This is a genomic window from Mesorhizobium sp. M7A.F.Ca.MR.245.00.0.0 (assembly GCF_003997415.1).
Classification (GTDB): domain Bacteria; phylum Pseudomonadota; class Alphaproteobacteria; order Rhizobiales; family Rhizobiaceae; genus Mesorhizobium.
Map to the genome: position 1 here is coordinate 128043 of NZ_RZTE01000003.1, position 25697 is coordinate 153739.

The 25697-nt window shown below is 62.9% G+C and carries 20 protein-coding genes; 14 read left to right on the forward strand and 6 right to left on the reverse strand.

Annotated features, from left to right (window positions below; genetic code table 11):
* Positions 1-116: 116 nt before the first annotated feature.
* From EOB80_RS05590 to EOB80_RS05610, 5 genes are all read right to left on the reverse strand, one after another.
* Positions 117-2348: an exopolysaccharide transport family protein gene (locus EOB80_RS05590; RefSeq protein ID WP_127326941.1), complete on the reverse strand. Its 2232-nt coding sequence runs from the start codon at positions 2346-2348 to the stop codon at positions 117-119.
* 1 nt (position 2349) lies between these two features.
* The gene (gene asnB, locus EOB80_RS05595; protein WP_127326942.1) at positions 2350-4347 is read right to left on the reverse strand and encodes an asparagine synthase (glutamine-hydrolyzing); all 1998 of its coding nucleotides are present in this window, start codon (positions 4345-4347) and stop codon (positions 2350-2352) included.
* Entirely contained in the window at positions 4347-5570 is a 1224-nt protein-coding gene (locus EOB80_RS05600) for an O-antigen ligase family protein (RefSeq protein WP_245466253.1), read from the reverse strand. Before EOB80_RS05600 ends, asnB begins: the two co-directional genes overlap by 1 nt.
* A 32-nt stretch (positions 5571-5602) precedes the next feature.
* Complete coding sequence (locus EOB80_RS05605; RefSeq protein WP_127326944.1) at positions 5603-6811, reverse strand: glycosyltransferase family 4 protein; 1209 nt, start codon at positions 6809-6811, stop codon at positions 5603-5605.
* Positions 6812-7322: 511 nt separating this feature from the next.
* Positions 7323-9086, reverse strand: coding sequence for a calcium-binding protein (locus tag EOB80_RS05610; RefSeq protein ID WP_127326945.1), 1764 nt, complete (start codon positions 9084-9086; stop codon positions 7323-7325).
* A 454-nt stretch (positions 9087-9540) separates the two neighbouring features.
* Here EOB80_RS05610 and EOB80_RS05615 point away from each other — a divergent pair, with 454 nt between their 5' ends.
* Entirely contained in the window at positions 9541-11292 is a 1752-nt protein-coding gene (locus EOB80_RS05615) for a type I secretion system permease/ATPase (RefSeq protein WP_164762535.1), read from the forward strand.
* Positions 11285-12661: an HlyD family type I secretion periplasmic adaptor subunit gene (locus EOB80_RS05620; protein WP_127326947.1), complete on the forward strand. Its 1377-nt coding sequence runs from the start codon at positions 11285-11287 to the stop codon at positions 12659-12661. The genes EOB80_RS05615 and EOB80_RS05620 overlap by 8 nt, the downstream gene beginning before the upstream one ends.
* A gap of 162 nt (positions 12662-12823) precedes the next feature.
* Here the strand turns inward: EOB80_RS05620 and EOB80_RS05625 are convergent, their stop codons facing one another.
* Entirely contained in the window at positions 12824-13774 is a 951-nt protein-coding gene (locus EOB80_RS05625) for a LysR family transcriptional regulator (RefSeq protein WP_023808937.1), read from the reverse strand.
* 93 nt (positions 13775-13867) lie between these two features.
* On the opposite strand from EOB80_RS05625, the gene EOB80_RS05630 reads away from it, so the two are divergent.
* From EOB80_RS05630 to EOB80_RS05685, 12 genes are all read left to right on the forward strand, one after another.
* A complete protein-coding gene (locus tag EOB80_RS05630; RefSeq protein WP_127326948.1) occupies positions 13868-14773 on the forward strand; it encodes a dioxygenase in 906 nt (301 codons plus the stop codon).
* A gap of 3 nt (positions 14774-14776) precedes the next feature.
* Entirely contained in the window at positions 14777-15736 is a 960-nt protein-coding gene (locus tag EOB80_RS05635; RefSeq protein WP_127326949.1) for a VOC family protein, read from the forward strand.
* Positions 15733-16392 (forward strand): dienelactone hydrolase family protein, encoded by a 660-nt coding sequence (locus EOB80_RS05640; protein ID WP_127318890.1) that lies wholly within the window; start codon positions 15733-15735, stop codon positions 16390-16392. The genes EOB80_RS05635 and EOB80_RS05640 overlap by 4 nt, the downstream gene beginning before the upstream one ends.
* Positions 16392-17453 carry a maleylacetate reductase gene (locus EOB80_RS05645; RefSeq protein WP_245463614.1) on the forward strand — a complete coding sequence of 354 codons (1062 nt, stop codon included), beginning with the start codon at positions 16392-16394 and terminating at the stop codon, positions 17451-17453. Before EOB80_RS05640 ends, EOB80_RS05645 begins: the two co-directional genes overlap by 1 nt.
* A 26-nt stretch (positions 17454-17479) precedes the next feature.
* Entirely contained in the window at positions 17480-18754 is a 1275-nt protein-coding gene (locus EOB80_RS05650) for an ABC transporter substrate-binding protein (protein WP_127266438.1), read from the forward strand.
* 59 nt (positions 18755-18813) lie between these two features.
* On the forward strand, positions 18814-19530 hold the full coding sequence (locus EOB80_RS05655; protein WP_127326950.1) for an ABC transporter ATP-binding protein: 717 nt from the start codon (positions 18814-18816) through the stop codon (positions 19528-19530).
* A complete protein-coding gene (locus tag EOB80_RS05660; RefSeq protein WP_127318884.1) occupies positions 19530-20231 on the forward strand; it encodes an ABC transporter ATP-binding protein in 702 nt (233 codons plus the stop codon). Before EOB80_RS05655 ends, EOB80_RS05660 begins: the two co-directional genes overlap by 1 nt.
* Before the next feature lie 67 nt (positions 20232-20298).
* Complete coding sequence (locus tag EOB80_RS05665) at positions 20299-21162, forward strand: branched-chain amino acid ABC transporter permease (protein WP_127326951.1); 864 nt, start codon at positions 20299-20301, stop codon at positions 21160-21162.
* A gap of 8 nt (positions 21163-21170) precedes the next feature.
* On the forward strand, positions 21171-22220 hold the full coding sequence (locus EOB80_RS05670; protein WP_127326952.1) for a branched-chain amino acid ABC transporter permease: 1050 nt from the start codon (positions 21171-21173) through the stop codon (positions 22218-22220).
* Complete coding sequence (locus tag EOB80_RS05675) at positions 22220-23974, forward strand: FAD-dependent monooxygenase (RefSeq protein WP_127326953.1); 1755 nt, start codon at positions 22220-22222, stop codon at positions 23972-23974. The genes EOB80_RS05670 and EOB80_RS05675 overlap by 1 nt, the downstream gene beginning before the upstream one ends.
* Before the next feature lie 10 nt (positions 23975-23984).
* Positions 23985-24875 (forward strand): intradiol ring-cleavage dioxygenase, encoded by an 891-nt coding sequence (locus EOB80_RS05680; RefSeq protein WP_127326954.1) that lies wholly within the window; start codon positions 23985-23987, stop codon positions 24873-24875.
* Entirely contained in the window at positions 24875-25693 is an 819-nt protein-coding gene (locus EOB80_RS05685; RefSeq protein WP_127326955.1) for an SDR family NAD(P)-dependent oxidoreductase, read from the forward strand. The genes EOB80_RS05680 and EOB80_RS05685 overlap by 1 nt, the downstream gene beginning before the upstream one ends.
* Positions 25694-25697 lie beyond the last annotated feature (4 nt).

Genomic DNA, 25697 nt, shown 5'->3' on the forward strand with positions numbered 1-25697 from the left:
CCATCATTCACCTGAATGACGCGCTCTGCTGACAGGCTGCACCGTGAATCGTCCTGGCCGCTCCCTGGATGAACCGCCCTCGGATCGTTCGTTGCCCAAGGACGAGCCTGTGGCCGTCATGCTATTTGCTCGCGCAAGAGGTCAGCGCTGTCCTCGAGCCGATATCCGGCATGTTTCTTCAGATTCACGCGCGTGAGGACACTGCCGACAGGTATCGCAAGAGAACCGTTGCCCTGAAGGAGTTCCAGCACCCCGCGAGCGAGGGTGCGTGGCGTTTTCCTCCACCGGATGGCGAAAAGAACCACGTCCGCCCATCCGGGCAGAAATTTGGCTTCCGGCCGCCCCAGCGCCGACGGCAGGTTTATGATCACGATGCGATAGGTCGCGTGCAGATCCGCCATCACTTTGCCTCCATCCTCGCATGATAGCAGCGCCAGCAGGTCGTCCGACGGAGCGGCGGTCATTACGTCGATCCCGATTTCATGCAGCCTGGCAACGGCACCTTCCAGGTCGCAGCGATTGCAAACATAGTCAGCGAAGGAATGGCGGTTCTTGCGCTCGCTGAACTGGTGCAGGAACTCGAGCGTGAGCTGAACGCCCTTCCGTTCAAGATCGACCAACAGGACTCGACCGCCCAGTCGCGTGCCGGCGAGCGCCAGGCTCCACGCGAGTTCGGTCCCGCCATCCTGCGGCACGCTGGAGGTGACAAGCGCCGTGTACGACGAACGAGCCCTTAGCGCATTTGGTGCCGCCGCGATCAGCAACGACGTCACGGCGCGGCTATATGCGGACCTGCGCTCCCCCAGCACGAGGTTTCGCAGTTGTTTGGCATGCATTCCGCATGCTTCGGGGATCTGCCCCATACATGGAACCTTGAGCACCGCTTCCGCCTCGGCCTCGCCACGGAAAGTCCGGTCAAAATGATTGCGCATCGTGACGTACATCGCCCCAAGGATAGCGAATAGGATCATCCCGGGGGGAACAAGGAAGATGGCTGGCAATGTCTGCGGGATAGTCGGCGGCCAAGCCGCAGACAGGATCGAAATTCCAGCCGAGGGAACTCCGATACGCCGCGTCAAATCCTGTTGTCGACCAAGGAGTTCGTTATATCGCTGGGTCAGCAGGCTGACCTGCGGCTCGAGAGCCCGCAAGCCGGAAAGCCGGCTGGCGGTGTCGGCCATGACCGCATCCAGGATGTTCTTTCGGCCTTCGAGAGCGGCGATCTGTGCACGGAAAATGTTTGCATCGGCAGCAATCTTGTCGACGCCTTGTTCGATCTTGCTTTGCGTCGTGGCTCTGAGTTCCTGGTCTGCCGGCGCGAGAACCTGTCGAGCCGCAAGGTCGGCAAGTTCAGGCGCGCCAATAGCTTCGGCCAGGGTGATGAGAGTGGCCCCTTGCTCTCGAAGCTGCTGGACGTACCGTAGCCGAGATTCCACGGCGGCGAGATCCGCCTTTGACATCGACAATTGCTGGCTGAGGTCGGCCCGTTCCCTGGCTGCATTGTCCGCCGAGCCTTGGTCGATGGCTCCGTGGCTCAGCCGATATTTCTCAAGGCGGTCAGCCGCTGCCTGCAGATCATTTTGCAGCCCGGGCAGACTGGCGGTGATTGCATCGAGCTCTTGCTGGTCGGATGCCTGCCTTTTCTTCGTTAGGGTGTCGACATAAACCTGAGCGAATGTGTTGGCCACGAGCGCCGCCCGCGCGGGGCTGTCATCGGCGAAAGCGACGGAGATCACTCTCGATCGCAGCTCCTGCCCGACCCGCATGCCTCGCCGCAAAGCTCTCAACTCGGAGGCATCCACGGCTTGTGGACCGTTGGCTGCCTGGTCCGCCCCTGGCCACAGCCGGTCCAGTAGACCGTCGGCAAGTGAGCGTGTCCTCGGGGGAGGGGTGGCAGACGGTTCAAGCCGGGAATTCCTGCTAGCGGAATTGTCCTGTCCGGTTTCCGCCGCACCTGTCTTGCGCAGTGCCGCCATGACGCGGCGCAGGTGATCTTGCGACGATAGCATCGTGATGTGGTCATCTATGCTTGAATCAACGAGGTCCTGCGAAGACGGGGCGCCGACGGGCAGTGAACCGCGCGAGGGGGCGTCGACGATAAGCTGGGTTGTTGACTCGTAGAGAACTGGTCGAAGGCTTCCCAGCAACCCCGCCAACAAGCCGCCCAACACAGCGAAAGCAATAATAGACCATTTTCTCCTTGCCAAAATCACGAAGAGTTGGCGCGACGCGGTGGGCGGCTCGACATATTCACGCAATGACCGCACGTGCACTCTGCCTTCGAGAACCGGTGCTGGCAGTTGATTGACCCGTGGCAGCTGGATCGGGCTGATTGCGGAACCTACCATCTTACACTCCTGCCAGGTCGAGTTCATGAGTTGGGCCGGTTTGCTGTGCTTGCCGATTGGCCTTGCTCCGCCAGGCCTGGAACATCAACGCGGACCACAATTCGCGGGAGCGGTTCTGGCCATCAATGTGATCGCGCCAGCAGGCGTCGATCTTCGCGGTGTCCAATACGTCACTGCTTTCGGTTCGCATATCAGCGAGAAGATCGGTGGCCCAGTTGCGCAGCGGACCCCGCAGCCATCCAGCGATAGGGACATCGAAGCCTTGTTTCGGACGCTCGATCAGGTGCTGCGGGAGATAGCGGCGTAGCAATTGGCGAAGGATCCATTTGCCGGCGCCATCACGAACTTTCATGTTGGATGGCAGCCGCCAGGAGAATTCGACAACGCGGTGGTCAAGGAGAGGACACCGACCCTCAAGGCTGTTGGCCATGGTGGCACGGTCCAGCTTCACCAAGATGTCGCCAGGCAAGTAGCCCGCCATGTCATCGTAGAGAAGACGGGAGAGCAGGTCGTCAAGCGGCGGATCGCCGTAGCCGTAGGCTGGTTCGGTCGGCCGCTGAGATCCCAGGTTTTCAGCCTGTGGCCGCGCCAGCCGCTGAAACAATTCGTCTTCATTCGATGCCGTGAGCAGCCGGGCGAGGCGTTCCATTCGGTCGCTCCGGATAAAATGCCTCGCGCTCGCAGAGAGCGGCAGTTTGCCAACGACATCGTCACGTCCGGCGCGTGCGAAAAAACCTGCTCCTGCCGCCAAGGTTCGGCGCAGTTGTCGGGGCAGGCGTAGGTGCCGTTTCAGCCGCTCCGCCATAAAGTGGCGCCCGTATCCTGCGAAGCATTCGTCACCGCCGTCGCCCGACAGCGCTACGGTGACGTGCTGACGAGCGAGCCTGGCAACAAGCAAGGTCGGTATTTGCGATTCATCGGCGAAGGGTTCATCCCAGGCCTGGGGCAACTCGGGAATGACGTCACGTGCGGCGCTTGGCGAGAGGTGAAGTTCGGAGTGGTCGGTACCCAGATGACGGGCAACGGCCGCTGCATATGGAGCTTCATCAAAGCCGCCCTCTGCGAACGAGATCGTGAAGCTGCGAACCGGCTTGCAGGATTGGGCCTGCATCAAGGCGATCACGGCTGAGCTGTCGATGCCCCCCGACAGGAAGCCGCCCAAAGGGACGTCGGCGATCATGCGTTCCCGCACAGCCAGCCGAAGCCGGTTGTCCAGTTCGTCAATGAGGTCTTCGTCCGTGCCGATGACGGGGTTCCGTCGCCCATCGGCAGCGACGTCAGCCAGCGACCACCAGCGGTGAACGCTTTGGGAAAGACGGTCCGCGCTGCGGTCTTCGGCAAAATTCGCCGCCGTGACGGAAAGGACGGAACCAGGCGGCAGTTTGAATACGCTTCGCCAGATGCAGCGATGGTCCGGCACCCATCCCGTCGAAAGCATTGCCGCGGCGGCATCAAGATCAAGGTCGGGAGAAAAGCCCGGAAAGCAATTGATCGCCTTCAGCTCAGAGGCGAAAACCAGCGCATCTCGGATCGATGCGACATAGAGGGGCTTTTTGCCCATTCTGTCGCGGGCCAGATGCAGGGTTCTTGTCTTGAGATCCCACAATGCGAAGACGAACATCCCGGCAAAGCGATTGAGGGCGGCCTCAAGCCCCCAATGCTCGATTGCGCACAGCATCACTTCGGTGTCGCTGGCGCCTTGAAAGGTTTGGCCCGCACTCTCGAGTTCGCAACGCAAATCGCGAAAATTGTATATCTCACCGTTGAAGGTGATCACGTACCGACCGCTGGCGGAATGCATCGGCTGGTGCCCGGCGGCTGACAGGTCGACAATTGCCAACCGCCTGTGGCCCAGTGCGATTCCAGTTTCGCGGTCGATCCAGAGCCCCTCGCCGTCCGGCCCCCGGTGACGCAGCGATGCAGTCATCCGCCCGATCGCTCCGAGCGGCTTTATGTCCGCGGCGTCGGAAGCCAATAGAATTCCCGCGATCCCACACATTAGGACACCCTCGGTTCAGCAAGCTGCCGCCGAAGTGCGGTCGGATTTCCGGCAACGAGGCAGAAAGCCAGCGAAAACCACACGATCGGGTGGCGGATGATCAGGTGAGGCATGCTGAAGATTATCGTCGAGACACCAAGCACCAGCAGGGCGTCGAATCCCGCTCGCCAGGCGAAGGACATGGCGGCGCCCACGATCCAGACCAACGCCATCACGGCAAGCAATCCGCCCTGCAGGTAAAGGTCGAGAACGGTATTGTGCGCTTCGAAAGGTCGCTGCAGAAATTGACGGTCGGCGACGGGCGGCCGCTCGAGGTGGGGGCCAGGACCCAGTCCCAGGGAGCCGGATTTCAATCCTTTTTCCACAGCCTCCTGCCACAAATAGAGCCGGAGTTCGAGCGTTTCGATGGTCCCTTCCCCGCCTTCGTCTTTGGTAAGGCTCTTGGCAAAATTGGCGACGCTGGTCTCCTCGGTGAGCGCGTACGGCGTCATTGCAAGCGCTAGAGGCAAGGAACCCGCCAACAGCAGAATTGCCGCCATGCGGGGCATGCTGGCGCGGCCACTCGTTGCTATCCATGCACGAAGCCGCAATCCGATAAAGATGAGACAGCTCAGGATGCTGGTGTAGAGATAGGTGTCGCTCTTCGTCAGCCGGCCGACATAGAAGGTCAGGAGCAGGCATGAGAATGCAAGCAAACGAGCCCATGGGTTGCGGGTGGTCGTAGCAAGATGCAAAGCCAGTGGGCCAAAAAGCGCGCAATAGAGCGCAAGTTGGTTCGGGTTCTCGGACCAGCCACGGAACCTGTCCCAGAACCAGGGATCAACGCCGGACTGGTGGGCTACCCCAAATGCCAGTCCCAGCTGAATTACGAAGCTCCCGTTGGCGATGGCGATCACCCACCACGCACTGCGGCGAAGGTGAAGATCGGCGTCGGGCTCCGCGGCCGCCAAGCATGTGAAGCTTGCCAGCAACACATAGGCCATAACGTCATGTACCAGCCCGGTCAGGTAAAGGACGGTGGTCAGGTAGCCGACGATCGTACCGATTCCCAAAGCCAGCGACAAGATCAGCCAGAAGCTCGCAAGCTGGACAAAAGCGGGCGTGACCTGGAGATGACCGCCGGCGAGTATTCGTCCAATCGCCAGAACGATCCAGATCGCGATGAACAATTCGCCATATCCGAGCGGCAATCCCGGAACGCCCAGTTGCGTCGCATAAGACATCGCAACTCCCAGGGCGAGCAAGGCGTCCCGGATCATTGATGTGCCCCGCCTCGGTGATTTGCGAGGCCGCCTCCAAGTCCGACGGCAGGGAGCGGTCGCATGTGCCCCGCGCGGAGTGTGTTGTCGTAAAGGTCGCAGTACTGGTCGACCACCAGTGGCAGGGCAAATTGCCTCCGGACAAGTTCAACAGAACGGGCGCCCATCGCCTTGGCCGCCGCGCGGTCGGACAGCAAGTCTATCGTTCGCGAGGCGAGGGCATCGGCATCATGCGGCGCAACCAGGTAGCCATTCCATCCGTCTTCGACGACGTCGCTGCAGCCAGGCATCCTTGAGGCTACGATGGGCAATCCCGCCAGCCCCGCCTCCAGCAATACACGCGGAACCCCCTCGCGATACTGAGTGGGAAAGGCGAATACATCGGCCATGCCAAGGAGATCGGCGACATCGCGTCGTGGACCCAAGGCCAGCACATGAGGTGCATGCCGATCGAGCTCCGATTTGTCGATTGCGAATGAGCCCTCGGATTCTCGTGGGCCGACGAGCACAAACCGCGCCGCGGGCCTTGCGGACAGGATGCGGGGGATCGCATTGAGAAGGGTCGCCACGCCTTTCTGGCGCGTCAAACGGCCGACGAAGATCACCACTTCGGCGGACTGAAGGCCGAGGTCCTTTCGCATCTTCGTTGCTGAGGACCCGAGATGGCGCACCGTTGCGAACGCATCGACATCGATTCCGGAACTGCGTATCAGTCGCGAAGTTCCGCGGCCGATCAGCCGAAAGCGCTCGAAGAACAGTTGGTCGTCGCGATTTTGGAATACGGTCGCTGCCGTCCAGGAAGACGCAAGCCATTGCAGTGCGCAATAGACCGGACGCAAGGCCAGGGCTCGAGGCTCCAGCGATGAGAACGTCCACCCCAGTCCGTTGATGGTGCGAATGACCGGAACAGTTCCCTGTACCGAAAGGGGCGTCAACAGATTTGGCTTGGTGTCGAAGCTCTGGATGATGTCAGGCTGAAGCTCCTGCATCAAGCGGCGCATCGTTCGGAGAGTGCGCCATTCCCCGCCTCCGCTTGCAAAGCGGTCGAAGGAGAACCTGTGATGCGAAATGTCATGCCGAAGAAACGGTACGGGAGAACCGCTCGAGACCGCCGTAACGCGAAAGCCTTTCTCTCGCAGCGCGATGAGGAAGGGAACTCTCAAGGCGTGATCCTCGCCTCCCACGCAGACCAGGTGCGGGTTCATCTGCCTCTCCCAAGCGCACTGACCGATTGGCTCTCGATGCTGCCATGGCCCGGTTTCATCACCTCTGAGCGCATGCCGCCCGAGTGCACGCTAGGGGGACACCAGGTGCCTGTCCTCGTCCGTTTGAATGACACAAGGGATGTTTGGAAGGGTAGCGACCAGCGAGGCGAGATTCCCTCGCGATTGCCGGAGCGTTCATGCGACTCGTGTCTTGCGGGATGAGCGCGGTGCTTGCCTGAGCCGGTAGGGGTGGCTGGTCTGCATCACCTTGGTTGTCCAAGGTTTTCGAGTGTCCAATTGCGGCGGCGCGGTGCCTGAGCTCCGCGGTTCGCTGATGGCAAAAAATCTTTGACGCGTAGTTGCGCTGGGCCGTCAAGTCGGCCCTCGGCCTGCGTGGCCGGTCTTCAGGACGGAACCGGCACGTCAGCTGTTGGTCCACTCATCCGGAACATCTGTCGGCGAGGCCCAGGGGCCTCGCCGACTTCTTAGAGCATTTCTTCGCTGGGCTGGTTCAGGTGACCAGGAAAGACGATGCGGTAATCGACAGATGCGGAGAGAGGCTCGCGAAATGGATCTGGTTTGCGCCTCCGACGCCGTCGCTGTCGAAAGAAAGAGCTCCCGTCGAACTGTTGTAGACAATGTGATCGGAACTGTCATGCGCGGCTTTGCCGGCAAAGAAAGCGTCCGACGAGAGGCCCCCCTGATCGAGACCGGCAAAGATGGAATGATCGAGGTGGATTTTGTCCTGGGCTTTGTTGAAATCAGTGATCCTGTCGACATTTCCGTCGCCAAGAGCGGTACTGAAAACGAAGACATCACTGCCGCGGCCGCCGGTCAAAGTATCGGCTCCACCGCCGCCGTCGATCTTGTTGGCGCCGGCGTTGCCTTTGACGGTTTGAGCGAACTCATTGCCCGTCAGGTCGATCGCGGCCTTGCTGGACGCCTTGCTGGTCGCGAGTTGTTCGATGTGAGAGCCAGCCGATAGGGCGAAACTCACAGAGGCGAGGACTTTATCGATGCCGCTGCCCTTCTGCTCCACCACCTTGTCGTGAGCATTGTCGACGGAGTAGGTGTCATTGCCACCATATCCGGTCATCTTGTCGGCGCCACCGCCACCATTGATCTTGTTGGCGCCGCCATTCCCGTAGATGGCTTGGCCGAATTCATTGCCGGTCAGGTTGATGGCCGTCCTGCCCCCAGAGCTAGCAGTGGAGAGCTGCTCGATATGTGAGCCCGCAGAAAGAGCGTAGCTGACCGAGGCCATGACCTTGTCAGTGCCGCCGCCTGGCGCTTCCATCACCTTGTCACGAGCGTTGTTGACAAAATATTTGTCATCGCCCGTCGTGGCGTGAAAACGATCTGCGCCGCGCGTGCCATGGAAGACATGATCGCTGTCCGACGGGGCCGGCGCGGCCGGAACCGGAGCGGCGGCGTCTGTCGGAGGCGTAGCCGGAGCAGGGGCGGCGACGTCGGTTGGAGGCGGGGTCGTGGTATCGATCGGATCGGTTACTGGGGGGGCGGCCGAGCCACCGGTGCTTTGGAGATTGTGCTGTTGGAACAAAGCCTGCAACTCCGGCGAATTTTCCAGAGCTGTGTCACCGTTCTGCGAGCCCCAGGCATAGGCATAATCGAAGGCAGGCGACGGAACCAGTGCTGCCCAATGATCTATCATCGTTTGCATCTGTTCCGGCGTCGGCATCTGATGCTTCCCGCCCGTGTCGGTGGTCCAGTTGCCACCGCCAAAAGTCTGATAGACCGGAATGATTTTGTCGATGGGGATGCCGGACTTGACGGCCGCAGCCACGGCCCTGTCGATCATGTTGTAGTCGACCGTGCTCACGTCATCGCGCACCGGGTAGGGGTCCAACCCATAGTAGTCGATGCCGGTATTTGCCGGATTATACGTGTTGGAAAAATCCGGGTTTGTTGGAGAGCCCATATTCATCATGGTGATGAACGTCTTGGCGCCTGGAAAATGGGAATGGATCCAGTCCGACTCCGCCTTCAGGGTTTCGGCACTTGCATATGTGCCCCATCTGCCGGTGGGATCTGGCTCGTCCATCAGGAAGAACCCGAACACCTTGGGATTGTTGAGAAAGGGCGTAACTTGTTCGATGAAAGAGGAGGTGACGCCGTCGTGGGCGCTGAGATAGACGAGGCCTTTCATGCCGTCCGGCAAAGCATTGACCTGCGAGAGATATTGAACATCGACCAGGTTGAACCCGGCGGTTGCGACTTCGGTGGCTGATCCACCGGACGCATAATGGAGTGTCATCCAATGATCCTTTGGTTGATTCGACTTATGCCCCGCGTCTGCTTAGGTGATTGCTACATTAGGATGAAATCAAATACGAAACACAGCGGGATAGAATGTTTGATTGATCTAAGTTGTTGCTCAATAGCAGGTATTTTGCTCAGCCGACCGTGGCACCTTTGAAAGTGTTTGGGAGCAAGGACATACGCCTCTTTTGCTGGCTCCGTTCTGACCAATTCCTTTAGCGAAAATCGTCATCTTTCGGGAAGTTATCCCCAGACAGGGAGACGTCGGCCGTCGCGTTTCGCTGGTTCACGCCACGAATCGGCTGCATTTTCCTCAAAGTCGACGTATGTAAGCAGAGCGTAATAAGGGGGGCGACGGATAGCGGCTGCTATGCGCACTAAGAAAGGTTTGAGCCATTACAACTTACGGAAGTAACGGCGCGGCAGTGTCGCGCGAACGGCCGCTGGTCATGAAAACATCGGGGGCCGGATCTCCCGAGCTACGTTCCGCCATTCTCGCCTGCATGCCTGGGCTGCTTGGCGTGGCCCTGTTCTCGGCAGTGATAAACATTCTCGCTCTGACCGGTTCGGTCTACATGCTGCAGATCTATGATCGCGTTCTGCCGTCGCAGAGTGTTCCCACCCTGGTGGGGTTCACGATCGGAATGCTGGGCCTGTATGCCGTATACGGGCTTCTGGATTTCGTGCGGCTTCGCGTGCTGGTCCGCATCGGCAGCCGGCTCTATAGGAACTTGCAGCAGAAGGTGTTCTCCATCTCCCTGTCCCTGCCGCTCAAGGCAGGGCGTGATGCGGACCGTCTGCAGCCTTTGCATGATCTTGACCGACTGCGCGGCTTTCTCTCCGGAACGGGACCCACGGTCATCTTCGACGCCCCGTGGATCCCCTTTTATCTGCTGATCATTTATTTGCTCCATCCTTCGCTCGGCCTGCTGGCGACGGTCGGTGCGATCGCCGTGGTCCTCTTAACAGCGATTGCGGAAGTGTTTAGCCGAGGCCCCGCCGCGCGTGCCTCGGAGGAGCTGCTGTCGCAGCGGGCGCTTGCCGATTCCGGCCGCCGCAACGCCGAAGTCGTTCACGCAATGGGGCTTTCTGGTCGACTGGCTCGACGCTGGAGCGACGTCAGCCGAGCCTATCTCGCCCAGCAGGAACGTCTCTCGGACGTCGTTGGTGGCGCCAGTTCGCTGTCGAAGGCCCTGCGGATGGCGTTGCAGTCCTGTGTTCTCGGTCTCGGCGCTTACCTGGTGATCGGCGGCGAGGCTTCACCTGGGGTGATCATCGCATCTTCCATTTTGCTTGGCCGCGCCTTGGCTCCGGTCGATGCTGCGATCGCAAACTGGAGAGGCTTTCTGTCGGCCCGGCGCAGCTATTCCGAGCTGGCGGCGGTCATGGCGGCATTCGGCCGCCAGGACGAGCCAATGGAGTTGCCTCGGCCGCAGGCGCGGTTTGCGGTCGAGCAATTGACCATTGCGCCGCCCGGCTTGCCAAAGCCAACCGTGGTCAATGTGAGCTTCCATCTGTCGAGAGGCGCTGGGATGGCCGTAATCGGCCCAAGCGGTTCCGGCAAGACAACTTTGGTGCGTTCGTTGGTCGGGGTGTGGAAGCCGCTCCATGGCTCGGTGAGATTGGACGGCGCCTCTCTCGATCAATGGAACTCGGAACAACTCGGCGCCCATATCGGCTACATGCCGCAGGATGTGGAGTTGTTTGACGGCACGGTAGCAGACAACATTTCGAGGTTCCGAGGCAAGACGGATCCAAAAGGCGTCCTTGCGGCGGCAAGAGCAGCCGGCGTCGAGAAAATGATAATGCAACTCCCCCAGGGATTTCAGACCCGCATCGGCGAGGGCGGAGCGGCCCTGTCGGCAGGGCAGAGGCAACTCGTGGGTCTCGCCCGAGCACTTTATGGCGAGCCGTTTCTTGTCGTGCTCGACGAACCGAACTCGAACCTCGACGTGGACGGGGACGCTGCCCTGGCCGGCGCCATACGGGCAGTGCGTCAGCGCGGAGGCATCGTCATTGTCGTTGCGCATCGTCCCTCAGCTCTCGCCAACATCGATCAGGTACTGGTTATGTCGAATGGAACGGTTCACGCCTTTGGCTCGCGCGAGCAGGTCTTGGCGAACGTGCTCCGACCTTCACCGCCTGTTTCACCTCGGCCAGCTTCTTTGGCGCCGATACCGGGTGTTGCCGGGCATGCATGAAGCTCTGCTCGAAACATTCGTCGCCTTCTCATCGTATGCTCGGACCCTTCGTGGCAGCAAACCGCCTGCCGTGAGCGCGCCAGATCTGTCGGACGGTATACGGGCCAACCTGATATTCGGCTTGGCGATTACCGGTCTGCTGGTTCTTGGCGGTGGCCTGTGGCTGGGGTTGACCAACATCGCCGGCGCTGTGGTTGCACCAGCCACCGTGGTGGTGGAAACCAACGTCAAGAAGGTCCAGCATCAAACCGGAGGCACAGTGGGCGGGATCTTCGCGCAGGACGGAGATCATGTACGAGCCGGCGACGTGCTGGTCAGACTGGATGACACGCTGACTCGTGCTAACCTGCAAATCATCAGTGAGGATCTCGATCGCGCGACCGTCCGCCTCGCCCGGTTGGAGGCCGAGCGCACGGGCCTGGCGGAAATGCAGCTGCCGGCCGGCCTGAAGGCGCGAATGAACCAGCCGGAGCTGGCTGCGCTCGTCAATGGCGAGCGCGCTCTCTTTGAAACGCGCGCTTCGGCTTTGGCTGGACAGAAGGCACAGTTGAGAAGCCAATCCCAGCAACTTGAACGTCAGATCGACGGCCTTAAGGCGCAACAGAGCGCGGTGGATGAATCGGTTGCTCTGCTGAACAAGGATTTCGCGGACGTTGATTCCCTCTACGCCAAAAAACTCGTCTCCAAGGAGAGGCTAAGCAACATCAAGCTGGATGCCACCCGGGCCAGGGGAGAATCGGGGCGCCTCGCTGCAGCAGTAGCTGAAGCGCAGGCGCGCATCAGCGAAACGGGGTTGCAGATGCTGCAACTGGATGACCAAAGGCGCACTGACGTGACGACCGAACTCCGCGAGACGGAAGCTAAGCAGACCGAACTCAACGAACGGAGGATTGTGGCCCAGGATGAATTGACCAAGACAACGATCCGCGCGCCGCAGTCCGGAACGATACAGGAATCGGCTGTCCATACCGTCGGCGGCGTTATCGCGCCTGGCGAGATGCTCATGACCATCGTACCTGATGCCGATGATCTTGTGGTGGACGCGCTGATCCCGCCGTCGCGGGTCGACGACGTCCGCCCGGGGCAGCCGGTATCGATCCGTTTTCCGGCGTTCGACGTGGGAACCACTCCGGTCTGCCAGGGGTCAGTGAAACACATCTCGGCAGATCTAATTAAAGATCCGCAACGTCAGCTTTCCCATTTCTCGGCGCGTATCAAGGTTGAAAGCAAATCGAACTGCCTGACCGAAGCGAAGGTGCTGAGGCCAGGTATGCCCGCCGAGGTTCATATCCGCACCGATGAACGCAATGTCTGGTCCTATCTGTTGAAACCCTTTGTGGATCAGATGTCCAAGGCGTTTACGCAGTGATGGCGAGGAGCCAATAGGATGTCGGGATTTCTGGCGGCCCGACGGCTTTTGGGGGCGGGCGGCCGTCGAGCCTAACCGGCGACGCGGGGATGAAGCGCCTCCGGCTGGAGGAAACATGCGCGTTATGTGACGCCACCGCATCATTCGAATAGCGAGGCTGGATTACCGCCCCCAGACGACGGCATTCTCGTGCCGTTTGATGATGTGCTTCAGATTCTCGAAGGCGGTCGTGACGTGGCCGGCGAAGCGCTCTGCCGCGGGCGAGCGTGGCCCGCTGACCCGGCGCAGGATTCCAAGCGAGCGGCTGGGCTGCGGAATTTCATAGGGCAGCACCGTCACCCGGTTTTCCTTGCGCTGCGCGAAGACCACCGAGAATGGCAGCACCGCCAGCGCATCGGTTTCCGCAAGGAAGTTGATCACGCTCATCAGCGAGCCTCCCGAATAGCGGACGTTGAGGTCCGACATGCCGATGCTCATCAGGATCATCTGCAGGTCCGACATCAGCGGAGAACCGGGTAGGGGGGCAACCCAGGGAAAGCTGGTCAGGTCATGCGCCCTGAGGCGGCGATTTCGCAGCAGGGGATGGTCGGGCCGGCAAGCCACGACGTTGCGTCCGGGCAGGATTTCCGTGAATTCGAAGCCGGGTCCCAGGTCGAGCACGCCGATCGGCACGATCCCGAGATCGATCTGGTTGCTCTCCAGCGCCGCGACCATCTCGGGCAGGTTCATGTAGCTTTGCTGGACGGTGACCTCGGGCTCGAGCTTCTGGAATTCTCCGATCATCCGGCTGATCATCGCATCCATGAAGAAAGGCACACCGCCGACACGGACGACGCCCTTGGTGCCTTTCATGAAGCCCTGCACCGCATCCGACGCCTTGCGCGACGCGGTGATGATCGTGCGGCCCTGCGCCGCCAGCTGGAAGCCGAGCGGTGTCGCCTGCAGCGGCCGGCGGCCCTTGAGGAAAAGCGGCTCGCCCACCCGTGCCTCCAGCATGGCCAGCGATCGGCTGACTGCCGGCTGGGTCAGGCCCAGCATAGCGGCTCCTTCCGACACGCCGCCTGCATCCAGCACCGCGGCGAGCTGCATGAGGTGGCGCTCGTTCAGCTTCATAGCAAAACGCTATACAAGGGACGCCACATCTCATCAAGCATCGCGTCGGGCCGTGCTATCCCGCTTGGCAAGGGGAAGGGAGGCCCCGGCGGAATGCACGGCCAGCACGACCCGAAGCGAGATGAATTCCCCAAGGCGATCTCGACGCAGGCCGAGGAATTCTCACGGCGCCTGACGGCAATGGGCCAGTCCCGCCTGGCGGCGGCGGCACAGGCAGCCGTCGACGGTTTGCACGCGCTGATCGTCGAGTTGCGGCCCTCCGGCGAGGAATTCCGGCAGGCGATCGATTTTCTGACCGAGGTTGGCCACTACGCCGATGCGCGGCGCCAGGAATGGGTGCTGTTCGCCGACGTCCTGGGCGTGTCTTCGCTGATCGAGGATCAGAACAGCCCGCGCCCTGTTGGGGCGACCCCAAACACCCTGGCCGGCCCCTTCTACCGGGCCGACGTGCCGGAGATGCCGCTCGGCGCGAACATTTCGCGCGATCACAAGGGTGAGCCGCTGGAAGTTGCCGGCCGGATCGTCGCGCTCGACGGCGCGGGGATCGGCGATGCGGTGGTCGAGATCTGGCAGGCCAATGCCGAGGGTCTCTACGAGAACCAGGAACCTGATAGGCAGCCTGAATTCAATCTGCGCGGACGCTTCCGTACCGATCCGCAGGGGCGGTTCCGCTTCACGACGGTGAAGCCGAAGGGCTACACGCTGCCGTCGGACGGCCCAGTCGGCCAATTGATGTCGGCACTTGGCCTTGGCCTCGAGCGGCCGGCCCACATCCATTTTCGCGTCTCGGCGGAGGGCTTCGAAACGCTGACGACCCACATCTTCGACCGGTCGGACCCCGCGATCGGCCGGGATGCCATCTTCGGGGTCAAACCCGAACTCATGGCCGAGTTCCGCGCGCTGCCGCCCAACGGAGGAAAACGGAAGCACGCGCTCGACCTCAACCTCGTGCTCTGCCCGCAGCGGCGGGGCGAAACCGAAACCTCTGGGAGGAGATGACCGATGGCACGTGTCAGCGGCTACCACCATTTGACGCTCTCGACCGACAGCGCTCAGGAAGATTTTGATTTCTATACCAAGGCACTGGGCCTGCATTCGGTCAAGCGCACCGTCTTGTTCGATGGCGTCATCCCTGTCTACCACCTCTATTACGGCTCGCCCAACGGCGATGCCTCGACGATCATCACCACCTTCCCGTTCCGCAAGCCAGGCGTCTATGGCCGCCGCGGGTCCAACCAGTCGCGCACCATCATGCAGTCGATCCCCAAGGGGGCCGTGGATTTCTGGGTCGACCGGTTGAACGCGCGCGGCATCGAGGCCATCAAGATCACTCGTTTTGGCGCCGACCGTGCGGCTTTCGCACATCCCTGCGGCATCCCGCATGAGCTGGTGGAAAGCGACAGGGATCCACGCGCGCCCATCGCCAACGAAACGCAGGGCATCGGCAAGGCCCACGGCATCAAGGGAATCTACGGCGCCGTGGTGGCGGTGATGGACCGCACCGCCATGGACGACTTCCTGACCATCGCATTGCCGATGGAGAAAGAGGCCGACGACCACGAAGGGCTGGTGTTCCGCGTGCCCGACGCGGCCGGCGTCGCTCAGCGCGTGGAGGTCATTGTCGACCGCGACAGCCCGCAGGGCACCTGGACGCTGGCGGGCGGCACGATCCACCACCTCGCCCTGAACACCGGCGACGAAGAGAACCAGTTGAAACTGCGCGCCCATATAGAGGGCCTCGGCTTCACCGATATTTCGGAGCAGAAGGACCGCAACTACTTCAAGTCCTGCTATGTCCGCTCCCCCGGAGGCGCGCTGTTCGAAATTGCCTGGACCACGCCCGAAGGCTGGGCCAAGGACGAGCCCCCGGGCCAGATAGGCAAGACGCTGGTCTTCCCGCCATGGTTCAAGGACCGCGAGAGTGAATTGCAGGCCGGCCTGGAAGAGGCGGATTTCGCGTGAGTTCAGGCAGCGGTCCGCTCCGGCTTGGGCCAAGAGGCCCGGAGGCGAAGGCGATTTGCGTCTTCGTCCACGGCCGCGGCCAATCGCCCGAAGAGATGCAGTCGCATGTGCTGTCGCGGCTTTCTGCGTCCGCCGTGGCCTTCATCCTGCCGCGCGCACCGCTCGGCATGTGGTGGGAGGCGCGTGCCGTCGACCCGTTGACGCCGGTCGCCCGGGCGCAGCTTTCCGACGCGCTCGACCACCTTGCGGCCGCAATGGTCGCGGCGCGGGCCGAACTGCCCGGACTGCCGCTTCTTCTCGCGGGCTTCTCGCAAGGGGCGTGTCTGTCGATCGAGTATCTCTGCGCGGGGCTGCCGCCGCCGGACGCTCTGGCGGCCTTCACGGGCTGCCGTGTCGGTGTTCCGGCGGACGAAAGATCCGAGGCGGCGCCGGCCGGAATGCCGATCTATCTTTCCGGCGGCGATGCCGATCCCTGGATACCGGTCTCGGCGTTTGCCGATGCCGCGCAATCGCTGGGCCGGTTTGGCGCGAGCCTGCGGGCCGATCTGTTCCCGGGCCGCGGCCATGAGGTCTCGGACGCCGAGATCGCCATGCTGGGCACGATCCTCGACGACCTCGCGGCCGGGCGTGGCCCGCGCATGGAGGCGGCGCGATGATGGACAGCTTCACCTTTCCGGGCCTGACGACACGGGTGGTCTTCGGTGCCGGCACCATGGCTCGCGTCGAAGAGGAAGTCCGGCGGCTCGGCCATGACAAGGTGATGGTGCTGTCGACACCGCACCAGATGGGCGATGCGGAAAGACTGGCCGCAAGCCTTGGTGGCCTCGCGGCCGGGATCTTTGCCGGCGCGGTCATGCATACCCCTGTCGAGGTCACGGAACAGGCCGTCGATGCCTTCCGCAGCAGCGGCGCTTCGGCGGTCGTCAGCCTTGGCGGCGGCTCGACCACCGGGCTCGGCAAGGCCATTGCCGTGCGCACCGGCGCCGACCAGGTGGTCATTCCCACCACCTATGCCGGCTCGGAAATGACCGACATCCTCGGCGAGACGGCGGCCGGCGAGAAGACCACCCGCCGCTCGCCGGACATCCGCCCCGAGACGGTGATCTACGACGTCGATCTGACATTGAGTCTGCCGGTAGGTCTCACCGTGACCTCGGCGATGAACGCGATCGCTCATGCGATGGAGGCCTTCTATGCCCCCGACCGCAATCCGGTGATCGTGCTGATGTGCAGGGATGCCATGGTTGCCTTCCGGGACGGCATTCCAAGGTTGATCGGCAATCCGCAGGAGCGCGCAGCGCGGACGCAGGCGCTCTATGCTGCGTGGTGCTGCTCGACCGCGCTAGGCTATGTCTCGATGGCGCTGCATCACAAGCTGGCGCATGTCTTCGGCGGCTCGTTCGATACGCCGCATGCCGAAACCCACGCCATCCTGCTGCCCTACACGACCGCCTTCAACGAAGCGGCAGTGCCCGATCTGCTGCGCCCCATCGCCGAAGCATTCGGCGGCGGCTCGGCGGGCGGCGGGCTCTGGGATTTCGCACAGTCGGTCGGTTCTCCGCTGAGCTTGAAGGCGATCGGCATCGAGGAGACCGATCTCGACCGCGCGGCGGCGATCGCGGTCAAGAATGCCTATGCCAATCCGAGGCCAATCGATCCGGGATCGATAAGGGAACTCCTTCAGGTGGCGTGGGAGGGACGCCGTCCGGGGGCTTGAGAATAAAACAATAGGGAGGAACTACAGTGATCACAAGACGCAGCCTACTGAAAGCCTCGGCGGCGACAGGCCTGGCGCTGGCCGGTTCGCGCCTGGCGACGCCGGCCATCGCGCAAGGCGCCAAGATCCGCCTGGGCTATGTTTCGCCGCAGACCGGGCCGCTTGCCGGCTTCGCGGAGAGCGATGCCTACAACATCAAGGCCTTCCTCGCTTCCGAGGCGGGCAAGAACTTCGAGGTCATCGTCAAGGACAGCCAGTCGAATCCCAATCGCGCGGCCGAGGTGGCGAAGAGCTTGATCGTCGATGACGAGATCAACCTGATGCTCGTCGGCTCGACACCCGAGAACACCAACCCTGTGGCCACCACCTGCGAGGCGGAGGGCGTGCCGGTCATCTCGACGATGGCGCCGTGGCAGCCCTGGTTTATCGGCCAGCAGGGCAATCCGGCCGATCCGGCCTCGTGGAAGCCTTTCAACTTCGCCTATCATTATTTCTGGGGTCTCGAAGACATCATCGCCGTCTACACCGGCATGTGGAAACAGCTTTCCACCAACGGCAAGGTGGGCGGGCTGTTCCCCAACGATGCCGACGGCAATGCCTGGGGCGACCCGAAGAATGGATTGAAGCCCGGCCTCGACGCCGCCGGCTTCAGCCTTGCCGATCCTGGCCGCTATCAGAACCTTTCGGACGATTTCACCGCGCAGGTCAACGCCTTCAAAGCCGCCAATGCCGAGATCGTTACCGGGGTGGTCATTCCCCCCGACTTCACCACCTTCTGGAACCAGGCCCGCCAGCAGGGCTTCAACCCCAAGGCGGTGACGGTCGCCAAGGCGATCCTTTTTCCGCAATCGGTCGAGACGCTCGGCGATGCTGGCCACAACCTCTCGTCCGAGGTCTGGTGGTCGGCCTCGCATCCGTTCAAATCGTCGCTGACGGGCGAGAGTTCGGCCGAACTCGCTGCGGATTTCACCGCCAAGACCGGCCGTCCCTGGACCCAGCCGATCGGTTTTGTCCATTCGCTGTTCGAGGTGGCGGCCAATGTCATGGGCCGCGTGTCGGATCCAACCAATGCCGAGGCGATCGCGGCGGCGATAGCGGCCACCGACATGACGACGGTGGTGGGCAAAGTGGCCTGGAGCGGTGCGGGATTGCCACCTTTCGCCGCGAAGAACGTCTGCAAGACACCGCTCGTTGGCGGGCAGTGGCGCAAGAAGGCCGGTGGCGGCTTCGATCTGGTGATCGTCGAAAACGCCGGCGCCTCCGAGATACCCACCGCCGGCAAGATGGAAGCCCTGGCCTGACGCTGCCGAGGGCGGCTGATACCGCCGCCCTCGTTCGGCGCGACCCAAGGATGACAGTGATGATACTCAGGCTGGAAAACGTTTCGAAGTCCTTCGGCGCCCTGAAGGTTGCGGATTCCGTGACCGTCAGCGTGCCGCGCGGCGAAGCGCTGGGCATTATCGGCCCGAACGGCGCGGGAAAATCGACGCTCTTCAACCTGATCACCGGCAATCTGTTTGCCAATGAGGGGCGCATCGAATTGCTCGGCCGCGACGTGACCCGTGCTCCGGCCATGGAGCGGGTGCGCATGGGCGTCGGCCGCAGCTTCCAGATTCCGCAACCTTTCGAGGGGCTGACCGTGTTCGAAAATCTCTTGACCGCTGCCGCCTTCGGCCGCGGCGGACGCGAGGCCGAGATGGTCGACGATTGCGCTGGTATCCTCGAGGAGACGGAGCTTCTCAGGAAGGCCAATTTCGTGGCCGGCTCGCTGAGCCTTCTCGACCGCAAGCGCCTCGAACTCGCCCGCGCCCTGGCGACAGGCCCTGAGCTTCTGCTTCTGGACGAGGTCGCCGGCGGTCTGACGGAGGGCGAATGCAAGGCCCTGGTCGCGACAATCAAGGCGATCCACGCCAGGGGCACGACAATCATCTGGATCGAGCATGTGCTGCACGCCCTGAATTCGGTGGTAGAGCGGCTTCTCGTGCTGGATTTCGGGCGTGTGATCGGGATCGGTGCGCCTGATGAGATCATGGCCTCGAAGGCGGTTCGCGAAATCTATCTGGGGCTCGAGGTCTGATGCTGGAAACGCGTGGCCTCACCGCGAATTACGGCCAGTTCCGGGCGCTGTTCGGTGTGGATATCAGCGTGGCCGCAGGCGAATGCGTGGCGATCATCGGCGCCAATGGCGCCGGGAAATCCACGCTGATGCGCTCGATCACGGGCGTGATCGGCAACGAGCCCGGCATGGTGCTGCACAGGGGCGAGCCGATCGGCGCGCTGTCTTCGGCCCAGATCATGAAACGCGGCATCGCCATGGTGCCGGAGGGGCGCCGGCTGTTCCCTTCGCTCACCGTCGAGGAAAACCTGCTGGTCGGCGGGCAGGCGCGCAAGGTGCCGGGGCCGTGGAACCTCGACGCCGTCTATGACCTTTTTCCGATCCTGCGCGAGCGGCGCAAGAGCCCCGGCACCGCGCTCTCGGGCGGCCAGCAGCAGATGGTGGCGATCGGCCGGGCGCTGATGTCGAACCCCCAATTGCTGCTCTGCGACGAGATCAGCCTCGGCCTCGCGCCCGTCGTCATCCGCGACATCTACGCTGCCCTTCCCAGGATCCGCGAAAGCGGCGCCGCGATCGTGCTGGTGGAGCAGGATATCGGCAAGGCGTTGGCGGTTGCCGACCGCGTCTACTGCATGATGGAGGGTCGCGTCACGCTGGCCGCCAGGACGGCCGAGGTCACGCGCGAAGACATCCATTCTGCCTATTTCGGGGTGGCGTCATGACCAGGGATCCGAGATTCCGTCATCTGCTCGCACAGCGCTCTCATGGCCTGATCGAGGTGGCGCGGCGATGATCTGGCTGGACACTCTCGTGCAGGGGATTCTGCTGGGCGGGCTCTATGCCCTGTTTGCAGCGGGATTGAGCCTCGTCTTCGGCATCATGCGGCTGGTGAATCTCGCCCATGGCGACCTCATCATTCTTGCCGCCTATCTGGTTTTGATGGGCGTCACGCTGCTCGGCCTGTCGCCCTGGATCGCTGCCCTGGTCGCCATGCCGGCGATGTTCGCGCTCGGCTGGCTGCTGCAGGCCGCCGTGCTGAACCGCGTACTGGGCAAGGACATCCTGCCGCCGCTTTTGGTCACCTTCGGCCTGTCGGTCGCCCTGCAGAACGGCCTGCTCGAGGCCTTCTCCGCCGACAGCCGCCGTATTCCGGTGGGCGCGTTGGAAGGGGCATCGCTCGATCTCGGGCTGGTCACGGTGGGGATCATGCCGCTGATGACCTTTGCCTCGGCGATCGTGATGATCATTGCCCTGAACGGGCTCTTTTACAACACCGCGCTCGGCCGTGCCTTCCGCGCCACCTCGGACGACGCCGTGACGGCGGGGCTGATGGGGATAGAGCCGAAGCGGATTTTCGCGATCGCCACCGGGATCGCCATGATCGTGGTGACGCTGGCGGCCCTCTATCTCGGCATGCGGGCAAACTTCGATCCTTCGATCGGGCCGGCGCGGCTGATCTATGCCTTCGAGGCGGTGATCATCGGCGGCCTCGGCAGCCTATGGGGAACGCTCGCGGGCGGGATCATCATCGGCGTGGCGCAGACGTTTGGTGCCGCGCTCAATCCGGAATGGCAGATCCTGGCCGGCCACATCGCCTTCCTGGCCGTGATGCTGCTCAAACCGCGCGGGCTTTTTCCGCGCGCAGTGGATTGAGGGGCGGCATGTATCGACTGACAACCCGCACCCGCGCCGGAACCGTAACCGCGATCACGGTGCCGATCGTCATCGTCGCCGCGCTCGCGCTGCCTGCCGTGGCCTCGCGGGGCGTCATACAGGATCTGTTCTTCATCCTCACCATGCTGACGCTGGCGCAGATATGGAACCTTCTGGCGGGCTATGGCGGCCTGGTCTCGGTGGGTCAGCAGGCCTTCGTCGGCATCGGCGCCTACGCGATGTTCGCCGGCGTGATCCTGCTTGGCTGGAATCCGGTCCTGGCGATCCCACTGGGGGGGCTTGCGGCGCTGGTGCTGGCGGTTCCGACGGCCTTCTTCGCATTCCGTTTGCAGGGCGCCTATTTCGCCATCGGCACCTGGGTGATCGCTGAAGTGACGCGCCTGCTGGTCGCGCAGTGGAAGGCGCTCGGCGGCGGCACCGGCACTTCGCTGCCGCGCGAGGCGACGAGCAGCATCCTGGGCACCGATGCGATCAGGGCGCTGTTCGGCGTCCGCGAGGCCGCGGCACGCGACATCCTGGCCTACTGGCTGGCTTTGGCGTTGGTCGTAGCTGTGACCGGCGGCATCTATTGGCTGCTGCGCAATCGCCTCGGGCTGGCGCTGGCGGCGGTGCGCGACAATGTCGACGCGGCGCAATCGGTCGGCGTCGATACCGGCCGGCTCAGATGGGCGGTCTTTCTGATCGCCGCGGCCGCCACCGGGCTGACCGGCGCGCTGATCTTTCTGCAGACGGCCCGCATCTCGCCGGGAGCGGCCTTTGCCGTCACCGACTGGACCGCCAACGTCATCTTCATAGTCGTCATCGGCGGCATCGGCACCATCGAGGGGCCGATCCTCGGTGTGCTGGTCTTCTTTGCGCTGCGCTCGGCGCTGGCCGACTACGGCAGCTGGTACTTGATGACGCTCGGCCTCATCGCCGTCGTCGTGATGCTTTTTGCACCAAAGGGGCTGTGGGGCCTGATCGCGTCCCGCAAGGGCCTGCACCTGTTTCCGGTTCGCCGCAGGCTGACCGGTCCGAAGATCGAGGGAGGAATTTAATGGCGGATATCGAAACCGACGTGCTGATCGTCGGCACTGGCCCGGCCGGCTCGGCCACCGCCGCGCTGCTGTCCAGCTATGGCGTCGCCAACATGATCGTCAATCGCTATCGCTGGTTGTCGAACACGCCGCGTGCCCACATCACCAACCAGCGCACGATGGAAGTGCTGCGCGACCTTGGGCCGGAGGTAGAGGCCGAAGCCATGATGCACGCCTCCCCGCAGGAGCTGATGGGCGAGAACGTGTTCTGCGAAAGCCTGGCCGGCGAGGAGATCGGCCGCATGAAGAGCTGGGGCGTCCATCCGCTCTCCAAGGCCGAACATCTCCTGTCGTCTCCCTGCTTCATGAACGATCTGCCGCAGACCTTCATGGAGCCGATCCTGTTCAAGTCGGCCTGCGCCCGCGGCACGCAGGCCCGCATGAGCACGGAATATGTCAGCCATGTCCAGGATGCGGACGGCGTGACCACGACCTGCCACGATCGGCTGTCGGGCAAGGATTTCACCGTGCGGTCGAAGTTCCTCGTCGGCGCCGACGGCGGCAACTCGCTGGTGGCCGAGCATCTGGGCCTGCCGCTCGAGGGCAAGATGGGCGTTGGCGGCTCGATGAACATCCTGTTCAGGGCTGATCTCTCGAAATATGTCGCCCACCGGCCGAGCGTCCTCTACTGGGTCATGCAGCCCGGCGCCGACGTCGGCGGCATCGGCATGGGTCTCGTGCGCATGGTGCGGCCGTGGGACGAATGGCTGATCGTCTGGGGCTACGACATCAACCAGCCGCCGCCTGAAGTGACGCCGGAACTGGCCACCAGCGTCGCGCGTCAACTGGTCGGAGATCCCGCGCTCGAGATCGAGCTCCTGGGCGCCAACACCTGGACCGTGAACAATTGCTTCGCCACGCACATGCAGAAGGGGCGGGTGTTCATCATGGGCGATGCCGCGCACCGGCATCCGCCCTCGAACGGGCTCGGCTCGAACACATCGATCCAGGACGGGTTCAACCTCGCCTGGAAGCTTGCCAAGGTCGTCAAGGGGCAGGCGGGGGTCGGGCTTCTGGACAGCTTCTCGGCCGAGCGCGCACCGATCGCGCGCCAGATCGTGACACGGGCGAACCAATCCATCGCCGAATTCGGACCGATCTTCGAGGCGCTCGGCATGGACGGCGGCGTGGATCACGACAAGATCCACAGGAACATGGAGGCTCGCGCCGATGCGACGCCCGTCGCCGAAGCGCAGCGCGAGGCGCTCCGCAAAGCCATCGCCTTCAAGAAGTACGAGTTCGACGCCCATGGCGTCGAGATGAACCAGCGCTATGCCTCCGGCGCGGTGGTGACCGACGGCCAGGGCGAGCCGCCTTTCGAGAAGGATCGCGAGCTGCACTATGCGCCGACAACGTGGCCCGGTGCGCGCTTGCCGCATGTCTGGGTCTTCGAGCGCTCCGGCAGGAAAGTCTCGACGCTCGATCTTTGCGGGCATGGCGAGTTCACGCTGTTGACCGGCATTGGCGGCGAGGCGTGGGTCGCAGCGGCGGAGACGGTGGGCGCGGAGCTCGGTCTGCCGATCCGCAGCCATGTGATCGGCCCGCGCCGCGCGATCGAGGATCATACCGGCGACTGGGCCGGCGCGCGGGAGATCCGCGACAACGGCTGCTTGGTCGTTCGTCCCGACCATCATGTTGCCTGGCGTTCCGAAACGCTGGCGGCCGATCCGGCGGCCGAACTGCGCCGGGTCTTGAAATCCGTTCTGGCGCGCTGAGGAGGATCGCATGATCGATGAACACGAATCCGGCTATTTCACCGAAGCGAACTCGGCCGAGGTCGTGGTGGCGCGGAACAGGAACGCCAAGGACGAGCGGCTCAAAGAGGTGATGGAGGTCATCACCCGCAAGCTGCACGAGGCGGTGAAGGAGATCGAGCCGACACAGGAGGAATGGTTCGGCGCGATCATGTTCCTGACGCAGACAGGCCAGATCTGCAACGAGTGGCGGCAGGAATACATCCTGCTGTCGGATGTTCTCGGTGTCTCGATGCTGGTCGATGCGATCAACAACCGCAAGCCGTCGGGCGCCTCGGAATCGACGGTGCTGGGACCCTTCCACGTCGCCGACGCCCCCGAACTGCCGATGGGCTCCAACATCTGCCTCGACCAGAAGGGCGAGCCCATGTTCGTGCATGGCCGCATCCTCGATACCGAGGGCAAGCCGATCGCAGGCGCCAAGATCGACGTCTGGCAGGCCAATGACGAGGGCTTCTACGACGTGCAGCAGAAGGGCATCCAGCCCGACTTCAACTTGCGCGGCGTCTTTTGCACCGGCCCGGACGGGCGCTACTGGTTTCGCGGCGTGAAGCCCAAATACTACCCAATCCCGGATGATGGCCCGGTCGGCAAGCTGCTGGGCGCCCTGGGGCGTCACCCCAATCGTCCGGCGCATCTCCACTACATCGTCGAGGCCGAGGGCTTCGAAGCGCTGACCACGCACATCTTCGACCCGGACGACCCGTACATCGATTCAGATGTCGTCTTCGGCGTGAAGAAGAGCCTGCTCGCCGAATTCCGCAAGGTCGAGGACGCCGAAGCTGCCGCCAGGGTCGAGGTTGCGGCCCCGTTCTACGACGTGGAGTTCGATTTCGTGCTGTCGCACAAGGGAGGAAACTGATGGCCGCACTTGAAAAGATGTTCGATGTCAGAGGCAAGTCGGTGATCGTCACCGGGGGCGCCAGCGGCATCGGGCAGGCCTATGCCGAGATCATGGCCGAGCACGGGGCGAAGGTCTGTATCTTCGACCTGAACCCTGCCGGGCTTGACACGACCGTGGCCGCGATCAGGGCGGTGGGTGGCGATGTCTGGGGCCAGGTTGTCGATGTCGGCGACCGCGCGGCCATGGCCGCAGCCTTCGACAAGGTCGCCGGGAAGGCGGGCTCGATCGATGTCGTGTTCGCCAATGCCGGGATCGATGCCGGGCCGGGCTTCAACACCCCGACGGGCGAAAGGAACCCCGAGGGCGCCATCGAGAACCTGCCCGACGAGCACTGGGACAAGGTGATGGAGATCAACCTGACCTCGGTCTACACCACGATCAAGCATGCCGTCCGGCACATGAAGCCGAATGGCGGCGGCCAGATCATCGTCACGTCGTCCATTGCATCGCTGATCAACGAGAGCATCGTGGGCACGCCCTACATGCCCGCCAAGGCCGCGGTGAACCATCTCGTTCGCCACATGGCGATGGAGCTCGGCGCCTACAACATCCGCATCAATGCCATCCTGCCCGGACCGTTCATCACCAACATCGCCGGCGGCCGGCTGCGCAATCCGGCGGACCGCAAGGCCTTCGAGGCCCAGTCGCTGCTCGGTCGGATCGGCGACCCGGAAGAGATCAAGGGCCTGGCGCTTTATCTGGCGTCGCCGGCCGCGTCTTACGTCACGGGCTCGCTGATCGTAATCGATGGCGGCTCACTGCTGAGGATGACCTGAAGCC